We start from the raw sequence: 23,067 nt of genomic DNA on the forward strand, positions 1-23,067 counted from the left end.
CGAGGGGAGTGTCACGAGCGACACTCCCCTCGCGGGAGCTCCAGGGGAGAAGCTACTTCAGCGCGTCGATGAGCGCCTCGCGCTGGCGCTCGCCCAGGCCGGCGGCGCGCCGGTCCGGGTCGATGCCGGCCTGCTCGAGCAGGGCGGCGACCTTCACCGCGCCGAGGCCGGGGACGGCCTTCAGCAGCTGGGTGACCTTCGTCTTCCCGATCGTCTTGTTCTCCTTGGCCTGCTTGAGCACCTTCTCGATGCTCTCCTTGCCGGATTTGATCGACGCGAGCAGCTCCGAACGCGCCTTGCGAGCCTCGGCCGCCTTGGCGAGTGCATCGGCGCGCTGCTCCGGAGTCAACGTAGGCAGAGCCAACGTAGTAGTCCTTTCCTCTCAGGTCTCCGCTTTCGCGGCCGACGGCTTTTCGGTGCGCTTGCTCCTGCAAGCGCTGGCCAGCCGTCTCTTACCACGGCCCCAGTAAACGCCACCGGGTTCTCGGCCGTGCAACCGACACGCACTTAATACCCCCGGAGGTGATACCGGGCAACCCGCTCCGGCCTGCGGAAACGCTCCCAATGAGCGTCCCGGGTGGCCCTGCTCACCCGGAAGTGAAGCCTCCACTACAACGAGTTCCGTGGCGTATTTCCTTGCCCACAAGGAAAAGCGCAGAAATTGTCGATCATGATCATCGTTCGGTCGTCGCGCGATCGGGCGACGACCGTGACCGAACGGAGCCGTTGTTGACCATGCCCGCTTCACCCGATCCGCACTAGAGTCGGCGCAACCCCCAGTTCACCGGCGAACGACCCCCGGGAGCGACCATGTTGAGCACCATGCAGGACGGCCAGCTGTCGCTGGCGAACCTGCTCCGCCACGGCACATCGGTGCACTCGGCGAGCGAAGTCATCACCTGGACCGGTTCAGAAGCGCGTCGTGAGACGTACGGCGACCTCGGCCGCAACGCCGCGCGCCTCGCGAACGCGCTCCGGAGCCTCGGCGTGACAGGCGACCAGCGTGTCGGCACGTTCATGTGGAACAACGCCGAGCACATGGCCGCCTACCTGGCCGTCCCGGCGATGGGCGCTGTGCTGCACACCCTGAACATCCGGCTGTTCCCCGAGCAGCTGGTGTTCGTCGCCAACCACGCCGAGGACCACGTCGTCATCGTCGACGGCACGCTGGTCCCGCTGCTGGCGAAGCAGCTGCCCCAATTCAAGACGGTCCGGCACGTCATCGTGGCCAACGGCGACGCCGCGGCCCTCGAAGCGCCCGACGGCGTCGAGGTCCACGCCTACGACGCGCTGCTGGCCGCCCAGCCGGACACCTTCGACTGGCCGGACGTGGACGAGCGTTCGGCCGCCGCGATGTGTTACACCTCCGGCACGACGGGTGACCCCAAGGGCGTCGCCTATTCACACCGCTCGATCTGGCTGCATTCGATGCAGGTCTGCATGAGCGACAGCATGAACCTCGCGCAGAGCGACACGGCGCTGGCGATCGTGCCGATGTTCCACGCCATGGCGTGGGGCCTGCCGTACGCGGCGCTGATGGTCGGCGCGTCGCTGGTGATGCCGGACCGGTTCCTCCAGCCGGCGCCGATCGCCGCGCTGCTGGCGGCCGAGAAGCCGACGTTCGCCGGCGCGGTCCCGACCGTCTGGCAGGGACTGCTCGCCCACCTCGACGCGAACCCGCAGGACATCTCGCACCTGCGCGAGGTCGTCGTCGGCGGGTCGGCGGTGCCGCCGTCGCTGATGCACGCGTTCGAGGAGAAGCACCAGGTCTCGATCCTGCACGCCTGGGGCATGACCGAGACGTCGCCGCTGGGCAGCGTCGCCCGGCCGCCCGCCACCGCGACCGGCGAGGAAGCCTGGCGCTACCGCTACACGCAGGGCCGCTTCCCGGCCTCCGTGCGGGCCCGGCTGATCGACGACGACGGCGCCGTGCTGCCCTGGGACAACGAGGCCGTGGGCGAGCTCGAGGTCCAGGGCCCGTGGATCGCCGGCGCGTACTACGGCGGCGCGGAGGTCGACCCGGACAAGTTCCACGACGGCTGGCTGCGCACCGGTGACGTCGGCAAGATCAGCGCCGACGGCTACCTCACGCTGACCGACCGCGCCAAGGACGTCATCAAGTCCGGCGGCGAGTGGATCTCCTCGGTCGACCTGGAGAACCAGGTCATGGGTCACCCGGCGGTGGCCGAGGCCGCGGTCGTCGGCATCCCGGACGAGAAGTGGGACGAGCGGCCGCTGGTCGCCGTCGTGCTCAAGGAGGGTCAGACGGCCACGCCGGAGGAGCTGCGCGAGTTCCTCGGCGACAAGGTCGCGAAGTGGCAGCTGCCGGAGAACTGGACGTTCGTGGACGAAGTGCCCAAGACGAGCGTCGGCAAGTTCGACAAGAAGCGGATCCGCGCGTCCTACTCCGAGGGAAAGCTCGACATCGCACAGCTCTAACGGGTAAATCTCCGGCGAGTCTTCAAGCCCCTGAAGGCCACCATGAGGGAATCTAGCGCCCTCATGGTGGCCTTCAGAGCACGTCGGAGGAGTACTGGGGATGCAGCGGAACAGGCGGAGTTTCCTCGCGCTCGCGGGACTGGGCGCGCTGGCGACGGCGTGCGGGTCGAACACCGGGCGGCAGGGCACGCCGCCGCCCTCGACGGCGTACTCGGCGGGCCCGCCGCCGTCGGACGCCCCCAAGGTCACGCTCCAGCAGTGGTACCACGCGTACGGCGAAGACGGCGTCCAGGAAGCGGTCAAGCGGTACGCCGCGACCTACCCGGGCGCCACGGTCGACGTGCAGTGGAACCCGGGCGACTACGACTCGAAGATCGTCACCGCGCTGCAGAACAGCAAGGTGCCGGACGTCTTCGAGGCGCAGGTCAAGATCGACTGGGTGCGGCAGAACCAGGTGGTGCCGCTCGACGACGTCCTCGGCCCGGTCAAGGGTGACTTCAGCCCGGCCGTGCTCGCCGCGCAGACCGTCGAGGGCAAGGTCTACGGCATCCCGCAGGCCATCGACACGCAGGTGCTCTTCTACCGCAAGAGCCTGCTGCAGGCCGCGGGCGTGCAGCCGCCGCAGATGGTCGACGAACTGGTCGACGCGGCCGCCAGGCTCTCCAAGGACGGCGTCAAGGGCTTCTTCGCGGGCAACGACGGCGGCGTCGGCGTGCTCACCGGCCCGCTGCTGTGGTCGGCCGGCCTCGACTACCTGAAGAACGGCAACCGCGAGGTCGGCTTCGACGACCCGCGCGCGGCGACCGCGCTGGCCAAGCTGCACACGCTCAACGCCGGCGGTTCGCTGCTGCTCGGCGCGCCGGCCGACTGGTCCGACCCGGGCGCGTTCGTCGACGGGCTCGCGGCGATGCAGTGGACCGGGCTGTGGAACGTGCCGAAGATCCGCGACGCGCTCGACGACGACTTCGGCGTGCTGCCGTTCCCGCGGCTGGACGGCAGCGGCGCGCCGTCGGTGCCGGTCGGCGCGTACGGCGCGATGGTGAACGCCAAGAGCGAGCACGTCGCCGAGGCCAAGGCGTTCGTGAAGTGGCTGTGGGTCGACAAGACCGACGACCAGCTGGAGTTCGCGACGAAGTTCGGCTTCCACGTCCCGGCGCGCCAGAGCCTCGCCGACCGCGCGGACAGCCTCAAGTCGGGCCCGGCCGCCGACGCCGCCCGGTTCGTCAAGGAGAACAGCCACCTGGTCGGCGGTCCGGTGTGGACCCAGCAGTCGAACACGGCACTGTCCGACGCGGTCGCGAAGATCGCGAAGGAGGGGGCGGACCCGGTCGCGCAGACCAAGACGGCGGTCGAGGTGGCCAAGGCCGAGCTCAAGCGCCTGTTCGGATGAAGCGGCGCGACGCGCGTACGTTCTGGCTGTTCGTCGGGCCGTTCCTGATCGGGCTGGTGGTGTTCGCGTACCTGCCGATCGGCTGGAGCGCGTACCTGTCCTTCTTCGACGCGCGCAACACGGTGACGCCGACGGAGTTCGTCGGGCTGGACAACTACGGGCACATGCTCACCGACGAGCCGTTCCTGTCGAGCCTGGGCACCTTCAGTGTGTTCGCGGTGTTCATCGTGCCGCTGACGTTCGTCCTGTCGCTGGCGCTCGCGCTCGGCGTCAACCAGCTCCGGTTCGCGCGGGCGTTCTTCCGGTCGGTGTTCTTCCTGCCGTTCGCGTGCTCCTACGTCGTGGCGTCGCTGATCTGGAAGACGTCGCTGTTCTCCGGGGTCCGCTACGGGCTGGCGAACACGGTGCTCGGCCTGTTCGGCGCGGACCCGGTGGCCTGGACCGGCACGGTGCACCCGCCGCTGTACTGGATCGTGCTGGTGACCGCGCGGCTGTGGCTGCAGCTCGGGTTCTACATGATCCTGTTCATCGCGGCGCTGCAGCGGATCCCGCACCACCTGTACGAAGCGGCCTGGCTCGACGGCGCGAAGCCGGGCTGGCAGGTGTTCCGGTACATCACGCTGCCGCAGCTGCGCGCGACCGCCGTGGCGGTGCTGCTGCTGAACCTGATCAACGCGTACCAGGCGTTCGACGAGTTCTACAACATCATGGGCGACTCCCGCGGCTACCCGCCGTTCGCCCGGCCGCCGCTGGTGTACCTCTACTACACGTCGCTGGGGTCGGGCGGCCAGGACCTCGGCCGCGGCAGCGCGGGCGCGGTGATCCTGGCGCTGATCATCGCGCTGGTGACGCTGCTGCAGGGCCGGGTCTTCCGCTTCGGACGTGTGTCGTGAAGGCCTTCTTCCGGTGGACGGCGCTGACGGTGGCGGCGGTGCTGTTCCTGCTGCCGTTCTACCTGCTGGTGCGCAACGGCCTGGCGTCGCGGGCGGAGCTCACCGCTCCACAGTGGACGTTCTTCCCGGCCACCGTGCACTGGGAGAACTTCTCGAAGCTGTTCGCACTCGACGACGTCCCCTTCGCGCGCAGCCTGCTGAACTCCGCGATCGTGGCGGTGCTGCAGACGGTCGGCCTGCTGGTGGTCTGCTCGCTGGCGGGCTACGGCCTGGCGCGGATCCCGTACCGGCATTCCCGGATCGTGTTCTACGCGGTCCTGGCGACGCTGATGATCCCGACGTCGGTGACGTTCGTGCCGAGCTTCGTGGTGGTCTCGACGCTCGGCTGGCTGTCGGACTTCCGCGGGCTGGTGATCCCCGGGCTGTTCAGCGCGTTCAGCGTGTTCCTGTTCCGCCAGTACTTCCTGGACTTCCCGCGCGAACTGGAGGAGGCCGGGCGGGTGGACGGGCTGACGCGCTGGGGCGTGTTCTGGCGGATCGTGGCGCCGAACTCGAGGGGCTTCTTCGCGGCGATCGCGGTCATCACGGTGATCGGCAGCTGGAACGCGTTCCTGTGGCCGCTGATCATCGCCCAGTCCCCCGATTCGTGGACCGTCCAGGTGGCGCTGTCGGGCTTGCTGACGGCCCAGAACCCGCAGCTGAACCTGCTCTTCCTGGCCGCGGCGGTGTCGATCCTGCCGATCGTGCTGCTGTTCGCGTTCCTGCAGCGGTACCTGGTGCGAGGGGTGACGGAGTCAGGCCTGACCGGCTGAGTACTGTGCCGTTGGTTACCAATCCGCCCACAGTCACGGCCGAACCAGCTGGGAGGAACGGTTGCGTGCCGCTGCGGGGGTCGGCCTGCCTCAGGCCGGATTGGTAACGTGCGAGGCCGTCCGGGCGACTCTGCTTTGGACCGACAGAAGCAGGTGCGCGGTGACCAGTTACGACCCTTACCAGCCGGATCAGCAGCCGGTCAACCCGGCGTACCCGCCTTCGGCGCCGCAGTACGCGGTGCAGCCCTACGCGGCGCAACCGTATCCGGGGTACGGCCCCCAGCCCGGCTACGGCGCCTACCCGGGGTACCAGCCGCTGGTCACCAGCGGGATGGCGGTGGGGGGCATGGTCGTCGGCATCGTCGCCCTGGTCCTGTTCTGGGTCCCGTTCGTCGACCTGGTCCTCGGGTTCCTGGCGATCGGCCTGTCGTGGGGTGGCATGGTCCAGGCCGACCGGCCGGGCTACACGGGCAAGGGCATGGGCATCGCGGGCCTGGTGTGCGGCATCATCGCGGTGATCCCGGCAGTGATCGTGATGCTGTTCTTCTTCGGCATCATGGCGGCGGCCGGCACGGCCGCCTGCACCTACGCCTGCTGAACGCTCCTCCTCTCGGCTGAATCGACCACGACCTTCGGCGGTACACCCCACCCCGACGCCTGTGACAAGGTGACTCGAAACGTCACGTTCACCGCCCGGACACCGGTGTCCGGCACGGTGCTGGGCAACCGAGAAACTGGGGAGCGAACAACCATGGCCGAACTCACCCGGCGCACCTTCGCCACCGCGGGCGCCGCCGGTCTCGGACTCCTGCTGTGCACGCCCACCGCGAACGCCCTCGACCGCGCCCTGCGGCGCACGAGCACCCGCTCGGTCAGCACCGCCGGCACGACCCTCGAACAGGTCGCTACCGGCAGCGGCACCGGGACCTACAGCCGCCTGTCCGCCGGGCCCGGCTGGCCGCTGGTCGTCCGGAGCGACCTCGCGACCCCGCAGACCGGCCGCGACGACCGGCGCCGCGCCCTCAGCGCGTTCGTGCAGTTCACCGACCTGCACATCACCGACACCGAGAGCCCCGCGCGCTTCGAGTACCTGCACCCCTTCATCGGCTCCGCGCACCGGCCGCAGGAGGCGCTCGGCACCGTCGCCACCTCCGCGCTCGTCGAACGCGTCAACAGCGTCCGACAGGGCCCGTTCACCGGCCGGCCGTTCGACCTCATGGTCACGACCGGCGACAACACCGACAACCACGAGCTGATCGAGCTCGACTGGTTCCTCAAGGTGCTCAACGGCGGCAGCGTCACGCCGAACTCCGGCGCCACGAACGCCTACGAAGGCGTCCAGAGCTCCGGCAACAAGGAGTTCTGGAACCCGTCGATCGCGGGCGTCGGCGACGACTACTCCGCCAAGGGCTTCCCGCAGCTGCCCGGCCTGCTCGAAGCGGGCATCAAGACGTTCACCGCGCCCGGCCTCGACGTCCCGTGGTACTGCACGTTCGGCAACCACGACGACAGCATCGTCGGCTCGCTGCCGGCGCAGATCCCCGGCATCGATGCCTTCTACACCGGCAAGTACAAGGTCATCGGCAAGGACGAGAGCACCGCGAAGAAGCTCGCCGACGCCCTCAAGAAGCCCGGCTCCAGCGTGCCGGTCGCCGAGCTGTTCGGCGGCAGCGGCACGATCCGCGAGATCACGCCGGACGCGCGGCGCCGCCCGTTCACCACCGGCCAGTTCGTGCAGGCGCACCTCGATGCCGCGAACACCGGTCCCGGCCCGGTCGGGCACGGCTTCACCAGCGCGAACGCCGACGGCAAGAACGTCTACTACACGTTCCGGATCGCGCCGGGCATCACCGGGATCAGCCTCGACACGACGACCGACGCCGGGTTCGCCGACGGCTCGATCGGCCTGGCGCAGTTCACCTGGGTCGAAGCGACGCTGAAGCGCAACAGCTCGACGTACTACGACTTCTTCGGCCGCAAGGTCACCCACGACGTCACCGACGAACTGTTCCTCCTGTTCAGCCACCACACCAGCGGCACGATGGGCAACGTGCTGCCCGACTCGCGCCACCTGCTCGACCCGCGCCTGGACGGCAACGCGTTCGTCGGGCTGCTCAAGCGGTTCCCGAACGTGCTGGCGTGGGTCAACGGCCACACGCACCTCAACAAGATCACCGCGCACGCCGGCACCACGCCGAAGCAGAGCTTCTGGGAGATCAACACGGCGTCGCACGTCGATTTCCCGCAGCACGCCCGGATCGTCGAGGTCGCGGACAACGCCGACGGCACGTTGTCGCTGTTCACGACCCTGATCGAGGCCGAGGCACCGTACGCCGTGGACTACGACGCGCGGACGCCGCAAGCGCTTGCGTCGCTGTACCGCGAGCTGTCCTACAACGACATCCACGTCGACCTCGGCCGCGTCGGGGACGCCGCGGACCACAACACGGAACTGCTGCTCGTCAACCCGCTGAGCTGAGCGCGTTACCCGCGAGGTAATCGCCCCGCGGCCGGTCTTCGGGCAGGCTGCGGGGCATGAGTGATCCCGAGGGCACGCAGCTGTTCCACCGTTCCATGCCGTTCTCCGAGCGCCTCGGCGTCGAGGTGCTGGAACACGGCCCGGCGCTCGTCCGCAGCCGGCTGAAGTGGGACGAAAGCCTCTGCACGCTCGGCGACGCGCTGCACGGGGGCGCGCTCATGGCGCTGGCCGACTCGACCGGCGCCGTGTGCGCGTTCCTCAACCTGCCCGAGGGCGCGCAGGGCACGACGACCGTCGAGTCGAAGACGAACTTCCTGCGCGCGGTGCGTTCGGGCCACGCCGTCGCGTCGGCCAGGCCACTGCACGCCGGCCGCAAGTTCGTCGTCGTGGAGACCGAAATCCACGACGACGACGGCAAGTTGGTCGCGAAAGTGACACAGACGCAGGCCGTCCTGTAGGTACCTGTTTACAGACCCGGCCCGACCGGCGAAAATCCCTGCCTACTGGGTGGGTCTATCAGGGAGCCGGGATGCGCGTACGCAAGTTGTTCACCTTATTGTCGGTAGTCGTGTTGACGGCGGTAACCGCGCAAGTCGCCGAGGCCTCGCCCGCCCGGCCCCACGACGACGAGGCGATCGACTACCACGAGTGGAACGGCGGCCGCTTCCACGAAGGCGGCTTCGACGGCCTCGCGCTGACCCGTGACGGCCTGCGCATCACGCGCCCGGCCGGCACGGTCGAGCACACCGAGCCGGAGCTGGGCACGACGAGAACCTACGAGTACGGCCAGTGGACGTCGCCGTCGTACCGGCCGGGCTTCGGCGCGACGCAGCTGGTCGCGTCGTGGAACGCGCAGACGCCGGCGAAGACCTGGCTGCAGGTCGAGGCGCAGGGCCGGACCTCGACGGGCGCCGAAACCGGCTGGTACGTGATGGGCCGCTGGGCCAGCGGCGACGCCGACATCCTGCGCACCAGCGTCGACGGCCAGGACGACGCGAACGCCGCCGTCGACGTCGACACGCTCGTCACGAAGACCGGCGTGACGCTGAAGTCGTACAAGCTGCGGATCAGCCTCTACCGGGAGAAGGGCTCGCACGCGACGCCGTCGGTGACGTCGCTGGGCGCGATGACTTCGGCGGTGCCGGACCGCTTCGACGTCCAGACGACCAAGCCGGGCCGTGCCACCGGCATCGAGCTCAAGGTGCCCGCCTACGCACAGAACCTCCACAAGGGACAGTTCCCGCAGTACGGCGGGGGCGGCGAGGCGTGGTGCAGCCCGACGTCGACCGAGATGGTGGCCGAGTACTGGGGCAAGAAGCCGTCGGCGGCGGAGATGTCCTGGATCCCGGCGGACTACGTCGACCCGTCGGTGGCCTTCGCGGCGCGTTACACGTACGACCACGCGTACGACGGCACCGGCAACTGGCCGTTCAACACGGCGTACGCGGCGTCGCGCGGGCTGCGCGGGCACATCACGCGGCTGCACTCGCTGAACGAGCTCGAGGGGTACATCGCGCGCGGCATCCCGGTGATCACGTCGCAGTCGTTCCTGGCTTCGGAGCTGGACGGCGCGGGGTACGGGACGGCCGGGCACATCATGGTGGTCGTCGGCTTCACGAAGGACGGCGACGTGATCGCGAACGACCCGGCGTCCAGCAGCAACGACCGGGTGCGGAACGTGTACAAGCGCGACCAGTTCGAGAAGATCTGGCAGCGGACGAAGCGGTACCGGGCCGACGGAACCGTCGCCAGCGGCCCCGGCGGCATCGCGTACATCATCACCCCGGCTTGAGGGCCGTGAAGGCCTCCTTGCCGGCGTCGATGGCCGGTAAGGAGGCCTTCACGGCTTTTCACCAGGTCGCGCCGGCCTGCTGCCGCGTCGTGCGGTTGATCCGGTTGAAGAAGTTGGTGAGCGCGATGTTCAGGGTGATCGCCGACAGCTGCTTCTCGTCGAAGTGCTTCGCCGCCGCTGCCCAGATCTCGTCCGTCACCCCCGGCTCGCCGTCCTGGAGGCGCGTCGCGGCCTCCGTCAGCGCGAGCGCCGCCCGCTCCGGCTCCGTGTAGAACGGCGTCTCCCGCCACGCGACGACGTTGTGCAGCCGTTCCTCGGTCTCGCCGTGCTTCTTCGCCGACTGGACGCCGCCGTAAACGCACGGGCTGCAGCCGTTGATCTGGCTGGCCCGCAGGTGGACCAGCTCGAGCACCAGCGGGTCGACGCCCCCGCCGCGCACCGCCTTGATGATCTGCTGGATCGCTCCGAACACCTCGGGGTTCCCCGAGTCCTTCAGCCGTGCTTCCATCGGTCCTCCGGTTGTTACCTATGCCCCTCCGGGCCCGTCATCCCCACGACGGAGCGGAACGGAGGAAGGTAACGACATGCCCGACACGGTGACCGAGGCCTTCGAAGCGCAGCGCGACCGGCTGCGCGCGGTGGCCCACCGGGTGCTCGGCTCGCACGCCGACGCCGAGGACGTCGTCCAGGAGGCTTGGCTGCGGCTGTCGCGCCAGGACGCCGGGACCATCCGGAACCTGGACGGCTGGCTGACCACGGTGGTCGGCCGGATCAGCCTGGACGTCCTGCGCTCGCGCCGGTCCCGGCCCGAGGCGCCCTACGACGAGATCGTCGTGGCGGTCGACGAAGGCCCCGAGGACGACGTCACTCTGGCGGATTCGGTCGGGCTGGCGCTGCTGGTCGTCCTCGAGTCGCTGGGGCCGGGCGAGCGGCTGGCGTTCGTGCTGCACGACCTGTTCGCGGTGCCGTTCGAGGAGATCGGCCGGATCCTGGGCAAGTCCCCCGCCGCCAGCAAGATGCTCGCGAGCCGGGCCCGCCGGAAGGTCCGGACGCCGACGCCGCCGCCGTCCGCCGGGCCCGGGCAGCGAGAGGTGGTGGACGCGTTCCTCCGAGCGGCCCGCGACGGCGACTTCGAGGGGTTGCTGCGCGTGCTCGACCCCGACGTCAAGCTGACGGTCGACACCCCGGACGGCGTGGTGGTGGTCCTGGGAGCCACGAACGTCGCGGCGGGCGCCCGCTTCGGCGCGGCTTCGGACGGCCGCACGGTGCTGGTGGGCGGCCTGCCGGGAGTGGTGGCGTGGCGACCGGACGGGTCACCGCTGTCGGTGGTGGCGTTCACGGTGGTCGACGGCCGGATCGCCGGGATCGCGGCGGTCGCGGACCCGGCCCGGCTGGCGTCGATGGACCTGCCGCGGCCGCCCGGAACTGTCGGCACCTCCCGATAAGCTGGAAACCGGGGGCCGGAGGCACGCCCCCGCGTCAGCTCGGTGCGCGCCGACCGCCGGAATCGCAGCCGCAGCCGCCGTCCCGGTGTTTCTCCCGCGGCAGCCGCCGTGCGGGCGGACGCTGCGGCGGCAGCGTCGCGACCTGCACCGTGTCCACGTCCAACGGGCCGACCTTGGCCGCGCCGCCGGGAGAACCCAGTGGTGCCTCGCGCCCGGGGAGGATCTCGCTGAAGAACAGGCCGTTGTCCGGCGCGGACGCGACGTCTTCCACGTAGGAGACCGCTCCCACCGGGCAGACCGCCTCGCAGGCGCCGCACTCGAAGCACTCGTCCGGATGGATGTAGAGGCTCCGGGCGCCCTCGTAGATGCAGTCCAGCGGACATTCGTTAACGCACGCGCGGTCCTTGACGTCGACACAGGGCTGCCCGATCACAAACGCCATGGCAGGAACCTAGCCACATCCGCCCCGGCCGGACAGGAGTTGCGTAAAACGCAACATGTTGCGCATCGATCACCCAACCTCACTCATGCGGATGTCGCCATCTCCGCATGATCCGTGATTAGCTGCGGGCAGAACCAGCAAAGCCGGAAGGTGGATTCGCATGCCGTACGAGGTCCAGGGGGTCGTTTCGCGGGCGAAGGGCGAGCCGGTCTCGCTGGAGACCGTCCTCGTCCCCGATCCGGGGCCGGGTGAGGCCGTCGTGAACGTGCAGGCCTGCGGGGTCTGCCACACCGACCTGCACTACCGCGAGGGCGGGATCAACGACGAGTTCCCGTTCCTGCTCGGCCACGAAGCCGCCGGGGTCGTCGAAGCCGTCGGCGAGGGCGTCACCGACCTCGAGCCCGGCGACTACGTCATCCTCAACTGGCGCGCGGTCTGCGGCACCTGCCGCGCCTGCAAGCGAGGCAAGCCCTGGTACTGCTTCTCGACGTTCAACGCCACCCAGCCGATGACGCTCCAGGACGGCACCAAGCTGTCGCCCGCGCTCGGTGTCGGCGCCTTCCTCGAGAAGACCCTCGTCCACAGCGGACAGTGCACGAAGGTCAACCGCGAAGCCGAACCCGCGGTCGCCGGGCTGCTCGGCTGCGGGGTGATGGCCGGGCTCGGCGCGGCCATCAACACCGGCGCCGTCACCCGGGGTGACTCGGTCGCGGTCATCGGCTGCGGCGGGGTCGGCGACGCGGCCATCGCGGGCGCGAAGCTGGCCGGTGCCACCACGATCGTCGCGATCGACATGGACGACCGGAAGCTGGAGTGGGCCAAGGACTTCGGCGCCACGCACACGGTCAACAGCCGCGGACTCAGCGAAGAAGCCGTCGTCGAGGCCATGCAGGACGCGACCAACAGCTTCGGCCCGGACGTCGTGATCGACGCCGTCGGCCGGCCGGAGACGTGGCGCCAGGCCTTCTACGGGCGGGACCTGGCCGGCACGGTCGTGCTCGTCGGCGTCCCGACTCCGGAGATGCGCCTGAACGGCCTGCCGCTGATCGACTTCTTCTCGCGCGGCGGCTCGCTCAAGTCCTCGTGGTACGGCGACTGCCTGCCGAGCCGCGACTTCCCGATGCTGGTGGACCTCTACCTGCAGGGCCGGTTGCCGCTCGACAAGTTCGTCACCGAGCGCATCGGCGTCGACGGCGTCGAGCAGGCCTTCGAGCGCATGCACCACGGTGACGTCCTGCGCAGCGTGGTGACCTTCTGACCCTGTTCACCGACGACGAATACCCGGCCGAGCCCTATCCGGGCACCCGGCCGGGCTATTCGTTCGTGCACGTCGACGGCGTCGGGCACCCGCTCGACGCCGCCCCCGAAGGCTGGCGCGACCGGATGGCCGTGCTGGCCTACGGCTCGAACGCGAACCCGTCGAAGATCACCTGGCTGCGCGCGCGGCTCGGGCTCGAAGGACCGGTCGTCGTCGCGCACGCGCGCTGCGGCGGGCTCGCCGCGGTGTGGGCCGCCGGGTTCCGCGTGGTCGACGACCAGCGCCCGGCCACCCTCACCGCCATGGACGGCGTCGAGGAGCACGCCATCTGGTTCGTGACGCCGGACCAGCTGGCCGTGCTCGACCGCTGCGAGGGCCGCGGCACGCGCTACGACCTGGCCCGGCTGACCGAACCCGACATCACGCTCGAAGACGGCACCCGGCTGACCGAGGTCCACACGTACGTCGGCGCCGCACCCATCCGCTACCCGCTGCTGGTGGACGGCAAGCCCGTGCGCACCGCCGACGTCCCCCAAGCCGACGCGGCGGCGCTCGAAGGCGTCGCCGCGGACGGCCACGGCGTCCCGTGCGAAGTGCTCAGACCAGCTTCCCCGGGTTGAGGACCCCGGTCGGGTCCACCGCGGACTTCGCCGCGCGCAACACTTCGACGCCGAGCGAGCCGATCTCCGCCGGCAAGTACGGCGCGTGGTCGACGCCGACCGCGTGGTGGTGGGAAATCGTGCCCAGCCCGGTGATCGCTTCGCACGCCGCCGCCTTCGCGCGCTGCCACTGGCCGACCGGGTCGGTCTCGTCGCGCGCCGTCAGGACCGTGAAGTACAGCGACGCGCCCGTCTCGTACGCGTGCGAAATGTGGCACATCACGATCGACCGGCCCAGCGACGCCGTGAGCGCCGCCCGGACGTCGTCGCGCAATTCGTCCACATTGGACCAATATGCCGCGGTCTCCAGCGTCTCGACGCAGACTCCCTGCCCCATCAGGACATCCCGCTGCCGGGGCCCGGCGAACCGGCCGTGCCGCCAGGACTCGCCGAGCGCCTTGCCGACGCGCACGGCCCCCGACGCCTTCAGCCGGCGGGTCGTCTCGCGGCGGCGCAGCGCCACGTCGTGCGCGGTACCTTCCCAGCCGACGATGAGGAAGCACGGCCGCGCCACCCCGCGTGCGGCGAGGTAGCGGCGCAGTGCCGTCGTCTTGAGACCGGCGTTGAGCGCCAGGGAGACTTCGGTTTCGTCCCCGTCGGACAGCCGGGTGACGTCGGCGAGCGCGTGGTTTTGCGCGAGGTCGCGGACGGCCTCCCGGCCCGCGTCCCAGCTCGGCAGCGCGTAGCCCTCGTAGCGCTTGACCGGCGGCGCCGGGCGCACCCGCAGCGACACCTCGGTGATCACGCCGAGCGTCCCCTCGCTGCCGACCGCGAGCTGGCGCAGGTCCGGCCCGGACGCCGACGCCGGCGCGACCCCGAGCTTCCACTCGCCGCGCGGGGTGGCCAGCCGCACGCCCTTGACCATGTCTTCGAAGCGCCCGTAGCCCGACGACGCCTGCCCGGCCGAGCGCGTCGCCGCGAAGCCGCCGATGGTGGCGCGCTCGAACGACTGCGGGATGTGCCCGAGCGTCAGGCCGTGCTCGCCGAGGAGGCGTTCGGCCTCGGGACCGCGGACGCCGGCCTGCAGGACGGCGAGGCGCGACTCGGCGTCGACCGACACCAGCGCGTCGAGCCGGACGAGGTCGAGCGCGATCACCGACGCCTTGTCGCCGCGCAGCGCCGCGACCCCGCCGACGACCGAGGTACCGCCGCCGAAGGGCACGACCCCGACGTCGTGCCGGACGCAGACGTCGAGCACCGCCTGGACCTCGTCCGGGCCCGCGGGCAGCACGACCGCGTCGGGCACCGGGAAGTCCGCGCCGGGCGAACGGCGGCGCAGCAGGTCGAGGTAGGACAGCCCGGTCGCGCGCGCCAGCCGGGCCGCGTCGTCCACCAGCACGTTTTCCGCGCCGACCACATCGGACAACGCGGCGAGAGCAGATTCGCCCAGTTTCGGTGACGGTATTTCCACCGGCAAATCGCCGGCTGGGGCAGCGTCGGGTGCCGTCTGGCCGATACGCTGTTCAAGCCACTTGGCCGCCCGCGCGGGCAGCCGGGCGGCGTCGGCGGCTTCCGAGGTCCAAGACCGTCGAAGGCGGTGGTCAATGAGCGCGTTCACCGATACAGTGTGACATATGGACGTGAAACGTCACACTATGGAGACGGCGGGATCTTCCGCGCTCGCGGACACCCGCAACCGTCAGACGGCGACGCGCGTGGCCGATGACGTGCTGCTCGACGCCGCGCGCTCGTGCGTGCTGGCCGTCGGTGTGCGCCGCACCACACTCGCCGAAATCGCCCGCACCGCCCGCGTCAGCCGGATGACGGTCTACCGCCGCTTCCCCGACGTCCGCAGCGTGCTCGCCGCGTTGATGACCCGCGAGTTCAGCGGGCTGCTGCGCACGGCGAGCGAACGCGGCGCCGAGGCCGCGAACAGCCGCGAGCGGCTCGTGCTGATCGCGTCGGCCGGCGTCCGCGCGCTGGCGGCCGACCCGCTGTTCCGCACACTGCTCGACGTCGACCCCGAGCTGGTTCTGCCGTACATCGTGGAGCGGCTGGGCGCGACGCAGAAGTTCGCCGAAGCGGCGTTGCACCAGCTGCTGGAGGCCGGCCACCAGGACGGGTCGATCCGGCGGGCGCCCGTAGCGGCGCAGTCCCGGTCGGTGCTGCTGGTGGTCCAGTCGTTCGCGTTCTCGCTGCGGCCGGCCACGGCGGACGTCGGCGAGGCGGCGCTGCTGGCGGAGTTCACGCACGTGCTCGACGCGGCACTGAAGCCGTGAAGTCCGGCTCGCTCAACGCGCGGCGCCGCGAACGCGAGCTCGCGGAGCTGGCGGCGGGCGAGCGCGTCGACATCGTCGTGGTCGGCGGCGGCGTCACCGGCACGGGCATCGCCTTGGACGCGGCTTCTCGCGGGTTGTCGGTGGCGCTCGTCGAGGCGCACGACCTGGCGTTCGGGACGTCCCGCTGGTCGTCGAAGCTCGTGCACGGCGGCCTGCGGTACCTGGCGCACGGCGAGCTCGGCCTGGCGCACGAGAGCGCGGTCGAGCGCGGCATCCTGATGACGCGCACGGCCCCGCACCTCACGCGGGCGATGCCGCAGCTGTTCCCGTTGTACCCCAGCACATCGCGCGCGCAGCAGGCACTGGTGGCGGCGGGCTTGCGGGCCGGCGACGCCCTCCGCCGGGCGGCGCGGACGCCGTCGTCGGTCCTGCCGCGGCCGCGCTCGATCCCGGTCGCGGAAGCCTTGGCGCTGGCCCCCGGGCTTTCCCCGATCGGCCTACGCGGCGCTTTGCTGGCCTACGACGGCGCCTTGGTCGACGACGCGCGCCTGGTGGTTTCCCTGGCGCGGACGGCGGCGTCGTTCGGCGCCCGGATCCTGACGCGGCTTTCGGCTTCCTCGGTTTCCGCGGACCGGGTCACCGCGGTCGACGGCGTTTCGGGCGACACACTGGAGATCCACGCGCGGCAGGTGATCAACGCGACGGGCGTGTGGGCCGGGACGTTGACCGGCTCGGTGCGGTTGCGGCCGTCGCTGGGTTCGCACCTGGTGCTCGCGCCGGGGACGGTGCCGATGGGCACGACGTCGGTGAACATCGGGGTGCCGGGCGAGACCAACCGGTTCGTGTTCCTGCTCCCCCAACCGGACGGCCGCGTCTACTTGGGACTGACGGACGAGCCCGTCTCGGGCCCGATCCCGGACGTGCCGGTGGTTCCCGAGTCCGATGTGGACTTCCTGCTGTCGTTGGCTTCAACGGTGCTGGCTCGTCCGCTGGCCCGTTCCGACGTGGCCGGTTCGTACGCGGGCCTGCGCCCGCTGATCGAGGGGACGGGCGGGCGCTCGGCGGACCTGTCGCGCAAGCACGCGGTACTGGCGGGTCCGGACGGGCTGCTGACGGTGGTCGGCGGGAAGCTGACGACGTATCGCCGGATGGCGGAGGACGCCGTCGACTCAGCGGTCCGACTGGCCGGTCTCAGTGCTTCACCGTGCCGGACCACGCGATTGCCCTTGCTGGGGGCGGCTTCGCGGCCGCATCTGTCCCTTGTGGACGCGGCTCCCCGGTTGGTGGCCCGCTACGGAACCGAGGCCCCGCGGGTGGCGGCGTTGGGCGAGCTGGACGCGGAGTTCGCGGCCCCGGTGGCCCCGGGCTCGGCCATCACGGCGGCCGAGGTCGTGTGGGCGGTCCGGAACGAGGGCGCTTTGGACGTGGCGGACGTGCTGGAGCGCCGGACCCGGTTGGCGCTCATCCCTTCCGACGCGGAAGCCGCTCGGGCGCGGGTCGCGGAGCTTGTCGACAAGTCGCTCGCCGGCCTCACCTGAGCTTCCCCCCAGCGCCCCAATGTGGCCTTGGTTGCGTTGAACGCACCCAAGGTGGCCTTCGGTGCGTTCAACGCACCGAAGGCCACATTGGGGCGCTGGGAACGAGGCGGAAACTGGGCTTGATGTTCACTTAACTTGACGACTCGTTGGGTTTTTGCAACAGTACTCCTCATGAGTCCGGTCAGACGCGGCAAAGAGCTGCCGATCTACAACCGGCTCCCCGTGCTCCGAGCCGAGCGCGGGCTGAGCAGGGCCGCGCTCGCGAGTGCCGTCGAGGTCAACCCTCAAACCATCGGCGCTCTCGAACGGGGCGATCACTATCCGAGCCTGGACCTGGCCTTCCGGATCTGCGCGGTCTTCGACCTTCCCGTCGAAGCGGTGTTCAGCCGCGCGCCGTTCGCGCCACTGTCCACTCAGGTCTACCGCGAGGGGGGAGCATGACCGAGCAACCGGGCCGGCTCGCGGCCTACTGGGAACACCAGCTCGACAAGCTGGACGACTGGGAAGAGCACAAGTCGCGCCGGCTGCCCGGCTGGCGCGACCGGAAGCACCGGCGCGCGCTGACCGCAGTGCTGAGCGCCGCCGATCTCGTGCTCGTCGGCGCCGCCGCCGGGTACACCAAGATCGGCGACGGGCTCTTCTTCGGACTGTGGGGCATCGGCATCGTCGCCGGCGGGGCCGCGTTCTTCCTGCTGCGGATCCTCACCGGCCGGATGTGCGGGGGCTTCTCGCGGCTGCTCGACGAACGCGAACGCGAGTGGCGCCACCGGGTCACCTACATCGGCTACCAGGCGCTCAGCTACCTGATGGTCGCCGCGCTCGTCTACCTCGTGGTCATCTCGCACACCGAGGACGGCGGCTTCCGCGGCGCGCTGATGCTGTCCGCGCTCCTGGTCACCGGCACGACCATCCCGACCGTCGTGCTGGGCTGGTCGCTGCCGGACGACGACCCGGAGGACTTCGAAGAGGGGCTGCGGAATGACTGAGGGGACGTTGGAGATCGACGGGATCTCCAAGCGCTACGGCACGAAGGTCGCGCTGGACGGCGTCACGTTCGACGTCCGCGCCGGGGAGCTGTTCGGCTTCGTCGGCAGCAACGGCGCCGGCAAGACCACGACCATGCGGATCGCGCTGGGGGTGCTAGCCGCCGACGCCGGCGAGGTCCGGTTCCGCGGCGAGAAGATCACGCACGAAGCACGCACCCACATCGGCTACATGCCCGAGGAACGCGGGCTCTACCCGAAGATGAAGGTCCTCGAGCAGCTGATCTACCTCGCCGAGCTGCACGGCCTCAGCGCGAACGAGGCCCACCGCAACGCCGAGAACTGGATCAACCGGCTCGGCCTCACCGAGCGCCGCAAGGACGAGGTGCAGAAACTGAGCCTCGGCAACCAGCAGCGCGTCCAGCTGGCCGCCGCGCTGGTGCACGACCCGGCCGTGCTCGTGCTCGACGAGCCGTTCTCCGGCCTCGACCCCCTGGCGGTCGACGTCATGAGCGGCGTGCTGCGCGAGAAGGCCGCGGCCGGTGTCCCGGTCGTCTTCTCCAGCCACCAGCTCGACCTCGTCGAGCGGCTGTGCGACCGCGTCGGGATCATCCGCGGCGGCCGGATGGTCGCCGTCGGCACCGTCAGCGAGCTGACCGCCGGCGCGAGCAGCAAGCTCGTCGTCACCGCGCCGGGCGCGCCCGGAGGTTGGGCCGCGGGCCTGCCCGGTGTGCGCGTCCTGGAAAGCCACGGCGCCACCACGGTCCTCGACCTCGAACCGAGCGCGGACGACCAGGCCGTGCTCGCCGCGGCGCTGGCCACCGGGCCGGTCACCGAATTCAGCCGCCGGCACCGGTCGCTGACCGAACTGTTCCGCGACGCCGTGTCCTTGAATGTCACAGCGGACAAGGGGGAACCGCGATGAGGACGTTGAGCGGCCGCCGAGCCGTCTGGCTGGTGATGAAGCGTGAGCTGAACACGCGCCTGCGCACCCGCTCGTTCGTCATCGGCACCGTCGTGATGCTGGTGCTGCTGCTGGGATACGTGGGCTTCCAGACGTCGCTGGCGGGGTCGGCGGACAAGAGCACGGTCGGGCTCACCGGCCAGGCGACCGGGATCGCGCGGCAGCTGCAGGTCGAAGCCGCGCAGTCCGGCCGGCAGATCTCCACGGTCACCATCACGGACCCGGCCGAGGGCCGGAAGAAGGTCGAGGACGGCGACCTCGACGCGCTCGTCTCGGGCAGCGCCGCGAAACTGACCGCCACCTACGAGTCCTCTTTGGACAACCAGCTGCGCGAGGTGCTCGACGAGGTCGCGCAGCAGCAGGTGCTCGACGGCGTGCTGTCGTCCGCGCAGCTCGAACCGGCCGACGTGATGGCCCAGGTCGACGGCACCCACGTGCAGGACGACCCGATCTCGCCGGAGCCCGCGGACCACACGCAACGGCTCGTCGTCGGGCTGATCGTCGCGTTCCTGCTCTACATCAGCATCATCACCTACGGGATGATGGTCGCCCAAGGCGTCGTCGAAGAGAAGTCGAGCCGGGTCGTGGAGATCCTGCTCGCCAGCGTGCGGCCGTGGCAGCTGTTGCTGGGCAAGGTGATCGGGCTCGGCCTGGTCGGGCTGACGCAGCTGGTGATCCTGGCCGCGGCCGGGCTGGTCGCGGCGTCGGTGACCGGGGTGTTCACGCTGTCCGGCTTCGCCACCGGCGCGCTGCTGTGGGGCCTGCTCTGGTACCTGCTCGGATTCCTGTTGTACGCGACGATCTACGGCGCGCTGGGGTCGCTGGTGTCGCGGCAGGAGGACACGCAGTCGGTGGTCGGGCCGCTCAACATCGTGCTGATCGTCGGGTTCGTGACCGGGTTCAACCTGCTGTTGCAGGACCCGTCCGGCACGGCGGCGAAGGCCGTCTCGCTGATCCCGTTGTTCTCGCCGATCCTGATGCCGGCCCGGATCGCGACCGGCGCCGCGGCGGGCTGGGAGATCGCGCTGTCGCTCGGGCTGACGGCCGCGCTCGTCGCCCTGCTGACCTGGCTCGGCGGGAAGATCTACGGCAACAGCGTGCTGCGCATCGGCAGCCGCATCAAACTGTCGGAAGCCCTGCGTGGCTGAACTGGGGAGCGATTGAAGTGCGTGTTCTGTTGTCCGGGTACGACTCGCGTGGCGGCGTCGAGCCGCTGGTGGCGCTCGCGATGAAGGTGCGGGAGCACGGCGTCGAGGTGCGGGTGTGCGCACCGCCCGACGAAGAGTTCGCCCGGCGCCTGGCGGGCGTCGGCGTGGAGATGGTGCCGGTGGGCCAAGCCGTGCGGCCGCTGGTGACCGGGGCGAAGCCGCCGACGGCGAAAGGGCTTCCCGAACGCGCGGCCGAGCTGATCGCCGCGCAGTTCGCCGCGGGCGCCGACGGCTGCGACGCGGTGGTGGCGACGGGCCTGGTGCCCGCCGTGGCCGGCGCGCGGTCGGTCGCCGAACTGCGGGGCATCCCGTACCTGTACGCGACGTTCCAGCAGCTCACGCTGCCGACGCCGCACCACCCGCCGCGGCTGACGCACGCGGGCCTGGCGCTCCCGCCGGAGACGGGCAACCGGGCGCTGTGGGAGCTGGAAGCCCGGAACATCGACGCGCTGTTCAAGACGGCGCTCGACATCCAGCGCGCGGCCCACGGCCTGCCGCCGGTCGGCGGCGTCCTCGGCTACGTGCTCGGCGACCGTCCGCTGCTGGCGTCGGACCCGGTCCTCGACCCGTGGCAGGAGACCGCCGACCTCGACGTCGTGCAGACCGGTGCGTGGATCGTGCCGGACGACCGCCCGCTCCCGGCCGATCTCGAAGCGTTCCTGAACGCGGGCGAACCACCGGTGTACGCGGGCTTCGGGAGCATGCCGATGCGCGCTTCGCAGGACGCGGCGCGCGTCGCCATCGAGGTGATCCGCGCGCAGGGCCGCCGCGCCGTCGTCGGCCAGGGCTGGGCCGACCTGGGCCTGGCCGACGACCGGGGCGACTGTTTCGTTGTCGGTGAGGTCAACCACCAGACGCTGTTCCGCCGGTGCGCCGCCGTCGTCCACCACGGCGGCGCGGGCACCACGACGACGGCCACTCGCTCGGGCGCGCCCCAGGTGGTCGTCGCGCAGAGCGGCGACCAGCCGTACTGGGCCGGCCGGGTCGCCGAGCTGGGCATCGGCGCGGCGCACGACGGCCCGGTGCCGACCGTCGCCTCGCTGTCCGACGCGCTCGAGACGGCCCTGGCGGCTCAGCCGCGGGCGGCCGCCATCGCCGCCTCGATCCGGACCGACGGCGCGGAAGTGGCGGCGAACCTGGTCCTCGACGCTATGAAGTGATCTTCCCGTACCGCTCCAAGGAAACCTGGCGCTCGTGGGCGTGGTCGACCATGGGCTCCGGGTACCCCTCGGGGCGGTCCTTCAGCTTGTGGACCGCCTTGCCGCCGACGCTGCGCAGCTCCGGCACGTACTTGCGGACGTAGTCGCCGTTCGGGTCGAACTTCTCCCCCTGCGTGATCGGGTTGAAGATCCGGAAGTACGGCGCCGCGTCCGTGCCGGACCCGGCGACCCACTGCCAGTTCAGCTGGTTGGACGCGAGGTCGCCGTCGACGAGGTGCTTCATGAAGTGCCGCGCGCCGAGCCACCACGGCAGGTGCAGGTCCTTGACCAGGAAGCTCGCGACGACCATCCGCACGCGGTTGTGGATCCAGCCTTCGGCCAGCAGCTGCCGCATCCCGGCGTCGACGATCGGGTAGCCGGTCTGGCCGGCGCACCACCGTTCGAAGGCCTCGCGGTCGTCGTCGTGCTCCATCAGGTCGAAGCGCTTGTCGTAGTTCTTGCGCGCGGTTTCCGGGCGGTGCCACAGGACGTCGGCGTGGAACTCGCGCCAGCAGAACTCGCTGCGCAGCGACCTCGCGCCGGCCCGGTCGTCCCCCTCCAGGTCGGCCAGCAGGGTCCGCGGGTGGACGCACCCCCAGCGCAGGTACGGCGAAAGCCGGGTCGTGCCTTCGCGGTCCGGCCGGTCGCGGTCTTCGTCGTAGGTCTCGATGCCGTCGTCGAGGAACGCGTGCCACGCGTCCAGCGCGGCCTGCTCGCCCGGCTCCGGCAGCGTCGCGGACACCTGGGGCGGCTTCGGGATCTTCAGCGAGCGCGGCGGTTCCACCCAGTCCACAAGGGACAGTCCGGTGTCGGCGGGCGAGTGCCAGCCGTGTGCGGTCCACGCCCGGTAGAACGGCGTGAAGACGCGGTAGGGGTCGCCGTCCGGCTTGGTGACGCGCCCCGGCGTCACGGCGTACGGCGAGCCCGTCTCGACCCAGTCGATGTTGTTCTCCGCCAACGCTTTCGCGACTTCGGCGTCCCGGCGGCGGCCATAAGGACCGGTGTCGGTGCTGACGTGCACCGCCGCGGCGCCGATCTTCTTCGCCGCCTGCACGACCTCGGCCGCCGGTTCGCCGCGCACCAGCATCAGCCGTCCGCCGAGCTGTTCGTTCAGCTTCTCCAGGCACCCGTAGAGGAACGCCTCCCGCGGGGCGCCGCCCGGCTTCAGCAGTGCCTCGTCGAGGACGTACAGCGCGAGGACGTGCTTGCTGTGCTTCGAGGCTTCGAGCAGCGCGGCGTGGTCGCCCAGCCGCAGGTCGCGGCGGAACCACAGGACGACGGGCGCTTCTTTGGTCACGCGGCCCAACGATAAGCGCCCCGCCGTGCAGGTGCACGGCGGGGCGCTGA

At 70.6% G+C, this 23,067-nt stretch carries 22 protein-coding genes and 1 pseudogene; 18 read left to right on the forward strand and 5 right to left on the reverse strand.

Translation table 11 applies throughout. From position 1 onward, the window contains the following. Positions 1-52: 52 nt before the first annotated feature. Positions 53-364, reverse strand: coding sequence for an integration host factor, actinobacterial type (gene mihF / locus AB0M83_RS13725; RefSeq protein ID WP_026468624.1), 312 nt, complete (start codon positions 362-364; stop codon positions 53-55). A 446-nt stretch (positions 365-810) separates the two neighbouring features. Between mihF and AB0M83_RS13730 the strand changes: the two genes are divergently transcribed. From AB0M83_RS13730 to AB0M83_RS13765, 8 genes are all read left to right on the forward strand, one after another. Continuing rightward, positions 811-2,439, forward strand: a complete 1,629-nt coding sequence (locus tag AB0M83_RS13730; protein ID WP_364516718.1) for a long-chain fatty acid--CoA ligase — start codon at positions 811-813, stop codon at positions 2,437-2,439. 100 nt (positions 2,440-2,539) lie between these two features. Beyond that, complete coding sequence (locus tag AB0M83_RS13735) at positions 2,540-3,829, forward strand: sugar ABC transporter substrate-binding protein (RefSeq protein WP_364516720.1); 1,290 nt, start codon at positions 2,540-2,542, stop codon at positions 3,827-3,829. Further along, positions 3,826-4,722 carry a sugar ABC transporter permease gene (locus tag AB0M83_RS13740; RefSeq protein ID WP_364516722.1) on the forward strand — a complete coding sequence of 299 codons (897 nt, stop codon included), beginning with the start codon at positions 3,826-3,828 and terminating at the stop codon, positions 4,720-4,722. Before AB0M83_RS13735 ends, AB0M83_RS13740 begins: the two co-directional genes overlap by 4 nt. 29 nt (positions 4,723-4,751) lie before the next feature. Next, the gene (locus tag AB0M83_RS13745; RefSeq protein WP_364516934.1) at positions 4,752-5,534 is read left to right on the forward strand and encodes a carbohydrate ABC transporter permease; all 783 of its coding nucleotides are present in this window, start codon (positions 4,752-4,754) and stop codon (positions 5,532-5,534) included. 160 nt (positions 5,535-5,694) lie between these two features. Continuing rightward, entirely contained in the window at positions 5,695-6,132 is a 438-nt protein-coding gene (locus tag AB0M83_RS13750) for a DUF4190 domain-containing protein (protein WP_364516724.1), read from the forward strand. Positions 6,133-6,285: 153 nt separating this feature from the next. Continuing rightward, positions 6,286-8,013, forward strand: a complete 1,728-nt coding sequence (locus AB0M83_RS13755) for a TIGR03767 family metallophosphoesterase (protein ID WP_364516726.1) — start codon at positions 6,286-6,288, stop codon at positions 8,011-8,013. A 56-nt stretch (positions 8,014-8,069) separates the two neighbouring features. Next, positions 8,070-8,471 carry a PaaI family thioesterase gene (locus AB0M83_RS13760; protein ID WP_364516728.1) on the forward strand — a complete coding sequence of 134 codons (402 nt, stop codon included), beginning with the start codon at positions 8,070-8,072 and terminating at the stop codon, positions 8,469-8,471. Positions 8,472-8,542: 71 nt separating this feature from the next. Further along, complete coding sequence (locus AB0M83_RS13765) at positions 8,543-9,805, forward strand: peptidase C39 family protein (protein WP_364516729.1); 1,263 nt, start codon at positions 8,543-8,545, stop codon at positions 9,803-9,805. A 58-nt stretch (positions 9,806-9,863) separates the two neighbouring features. On the opposite strand, the gene AB0M83_RS13770 is transcribed toward AB0M83_RS13765, so the two are convergent. Further along, positions 9,864-10,313: a carboxymuconolactone decarboxylase family protein gene (locus AB0M83_RS13770; protein WP_364516731.1), complete on the reverse strand. Its 450-nt coding sequence runs from the start codon at positions 10,311-10,313 to the stop codon at positions 9,864-9,866. Between the two features lie 76 nt (positions 10,314-10,389). On the opposite strand from AB0M83_RS13770, the gene AB0M83_RS13775 reads away from it, so the two are divergent. Then, positions 10,390-11,250: a sigma-70 family RNA polymerase sigma factor gene (locus AB0M83_RS13775; protein WP_364516733.1), complete on the forward strand. Its 861-nt coding sequence runs from the start codon at positions 10,390-10,392 to the stop codon at positions 11,248-11,250. 121 nt (positions 11,251-11,371) lie between these two features. Here AB0M83_RS13775 and fdxA read toward each other — a convergent pair. Beyond that, positions 11,372-11,692, reverse strand: a pseudogene (fdxA, locus tag AB0M83_RS13780) (ferredoxin); the annotation flags it as partial. A 160-nt stretch (positions 11,693-11,852) separates the two neighbouring features. Between fdxA and AB0M83_RS13785 the strand changes: the two are divergent. After that, positions 11,853-12,950: an S-(hydroxymethyl)mycothiol dehydrogenase gene (locus AB0M83_RS13785; RefSeq protein WP_364516735.1), complete on the forward strand. Its 1,098-nt coding sequence runs from the start codon at positions 11,853-11,855 to the stop codon at positions 12,948-12,950. Between the two features lie 65 nt (positions 12,951-13,015). Then, the gene (locus AB0M83_RS13790) at positions 13,016-13,570 is read left to right on the forward strand and encodes a gamma-glutamylcyclotransferase family protein (RefSeq protein ID WP_364516737.1); all 555 of its coding nucleotides are present in this window, start codon (positions 13,016-13,018) and stop codon (positions 13,568-13,570) included. On the opposite strand, the gene AB0M83_RS13795 is transcribed toward AB0M83_RS13790, so the two are convergent. Beyond that, positions 13,548-14,966, reverse strand: a complete 1,419-nt coding sequence (locus tag AB0M83_RS13795) for an FAD-binding oxidoreductase (RefSeq protein ID WP_364516936.1) — start codon at positions 14,964-14,966, stop codon at positions 13,548-13,550. The genes AB0M83_RS13790 and AB0M83_RS13795 overlap by 23 nt on opposite strands. Before the next feature lie 298 nt (positions 14,967-15,264). On the opposite strand from AB0M83_RS13795, the gene AB0M83_RS13800 reads away from it, so the two are divergent. The 7 genes from AB0M83_RS13800 to AB0M83_RS13830 all read left to right on the forward strand — a co-directional run bounded on the left by AB0M83_RS13800 (position 15,265) and on the right by AB0M83_RS13830 (position 21,681). Further along, on the forward strand, positions 15,265-15,828 hold the full coding sequence (locus tag AB0M83_RS13800; protein ID WP_364516938.1) for a helix-turn-helix domain-containing protein: 564 nt from the start codon (positions 15,265-15,267) through the stop codon (positions 15,826-15,828). Beyond that, positions 15,825-17,366 carry a glycerol-3-phosphate dehydrogenase/oxidase gene (locus AB0M83_RS13805; RefSeq protein ID WP_364516739.1) on the forward strand — a complete coding sequence of 514 codons (1,542 nt, stop codon included), beginning with the start codon at positions 15,825-15,827 and terminating at the stop codon, positions 17,364-17,366. The genes AB0M83_RS13800 and AB0M83_RS13805 overlap by 4 nt, the downstream gene beginning before the upstream one ends. Positions 17,367-17,537: 171 nt before the next feature. After that, positions 17,538-17,807, forward strand: coding sequence for a helix-turn-helix transcriptional regulator (locus AB0M83_RS13810; protein ID WP_364516741.1), 270 nt, complete (start codon positions 17,538-17,540; stop codon positions 17,805-17,807). Further along, entirely contained in the window at positions 17,804-18,352 is a 549-nt protein-coding gene (locus tag AB0M83_RS13815; RefSeq protein WP_364516743.1) for a hypothetical protein, read from the forward strand. Before AB0M83_RS13810 ends, AB0M83_RS13815 begins: the two co-directional genes overlap by 4 nt. Next, positions 18,345-19,274, forward strand: a complete 930-nt coding sequence (locus AB0M83_RS13820; protein WP_364516745.1) for an ATP-binding cassette domain-containing protein — start codon at positions 18,345-18,347, stop codon at positions 19,272-19,274. Before AB0M83_RS13815 ends, AB0M83_RS13820 begins: the two co-directional genes overlap by 8 nt. Continuing rightward, positions 19,271-20,461 carry an ABC transporter permease gene (locus AB0M83_RS13825; protein WP_364516747.1) on the forward strand — a complete coding sequence of 397 codons (1,191 nt, stop codon included), beginning with the start codon at positions 19,271-19,273 and terminating at the stop codon, positions 20,459-20,461. Before AB0M83_RS13820 ends, AB0M83_RS13825 begins: the two co-directional genes overlap by 4 nt. A 17-nt stretch (positions 20,462-20,478) precedes the next feature. After that, positions 20,479-21,681, forward strand: a complete 1,203-nt coding sequence (locus AB0M83_RS13830; RefSeq protein ID WP_364516749.1) for a glycosyltransferase — start codon at positions 20,479-20,481, stop codon at positions 21,679-21,681. Here the strand turns inward: AB0M83_RS13830 and AB0M83_RS13835 are convergent. Beyond that, positions 21,671-23,017: a deoxyribodipyrimidine photo-lyase gene (locus AB0M83_RS13835; protein ID WP_364516751.1), complete on the reverse strand. Its 1,347-nt coding sequence runs from the start codon at positions 23,015-23,017 to the stop codon at positions 21,671-21,673. The two genes, AB0M83_RS13830 and AB0M83_RS13835, sit on opposite strands and share 11 nt — an antisense overlap. Positions 23,018-23,067: the final 50 nt, after the last annotated feature.

It is taken from the genome of Amycolatopsis sp. NPDC051106, from assembly GCF_040682775.1.
Lineage (GTDB): Bacteria > Actinomycetota > Actinomycetes > Mycobacteriales > Pseudonocardiaceae > Amycolatopsis.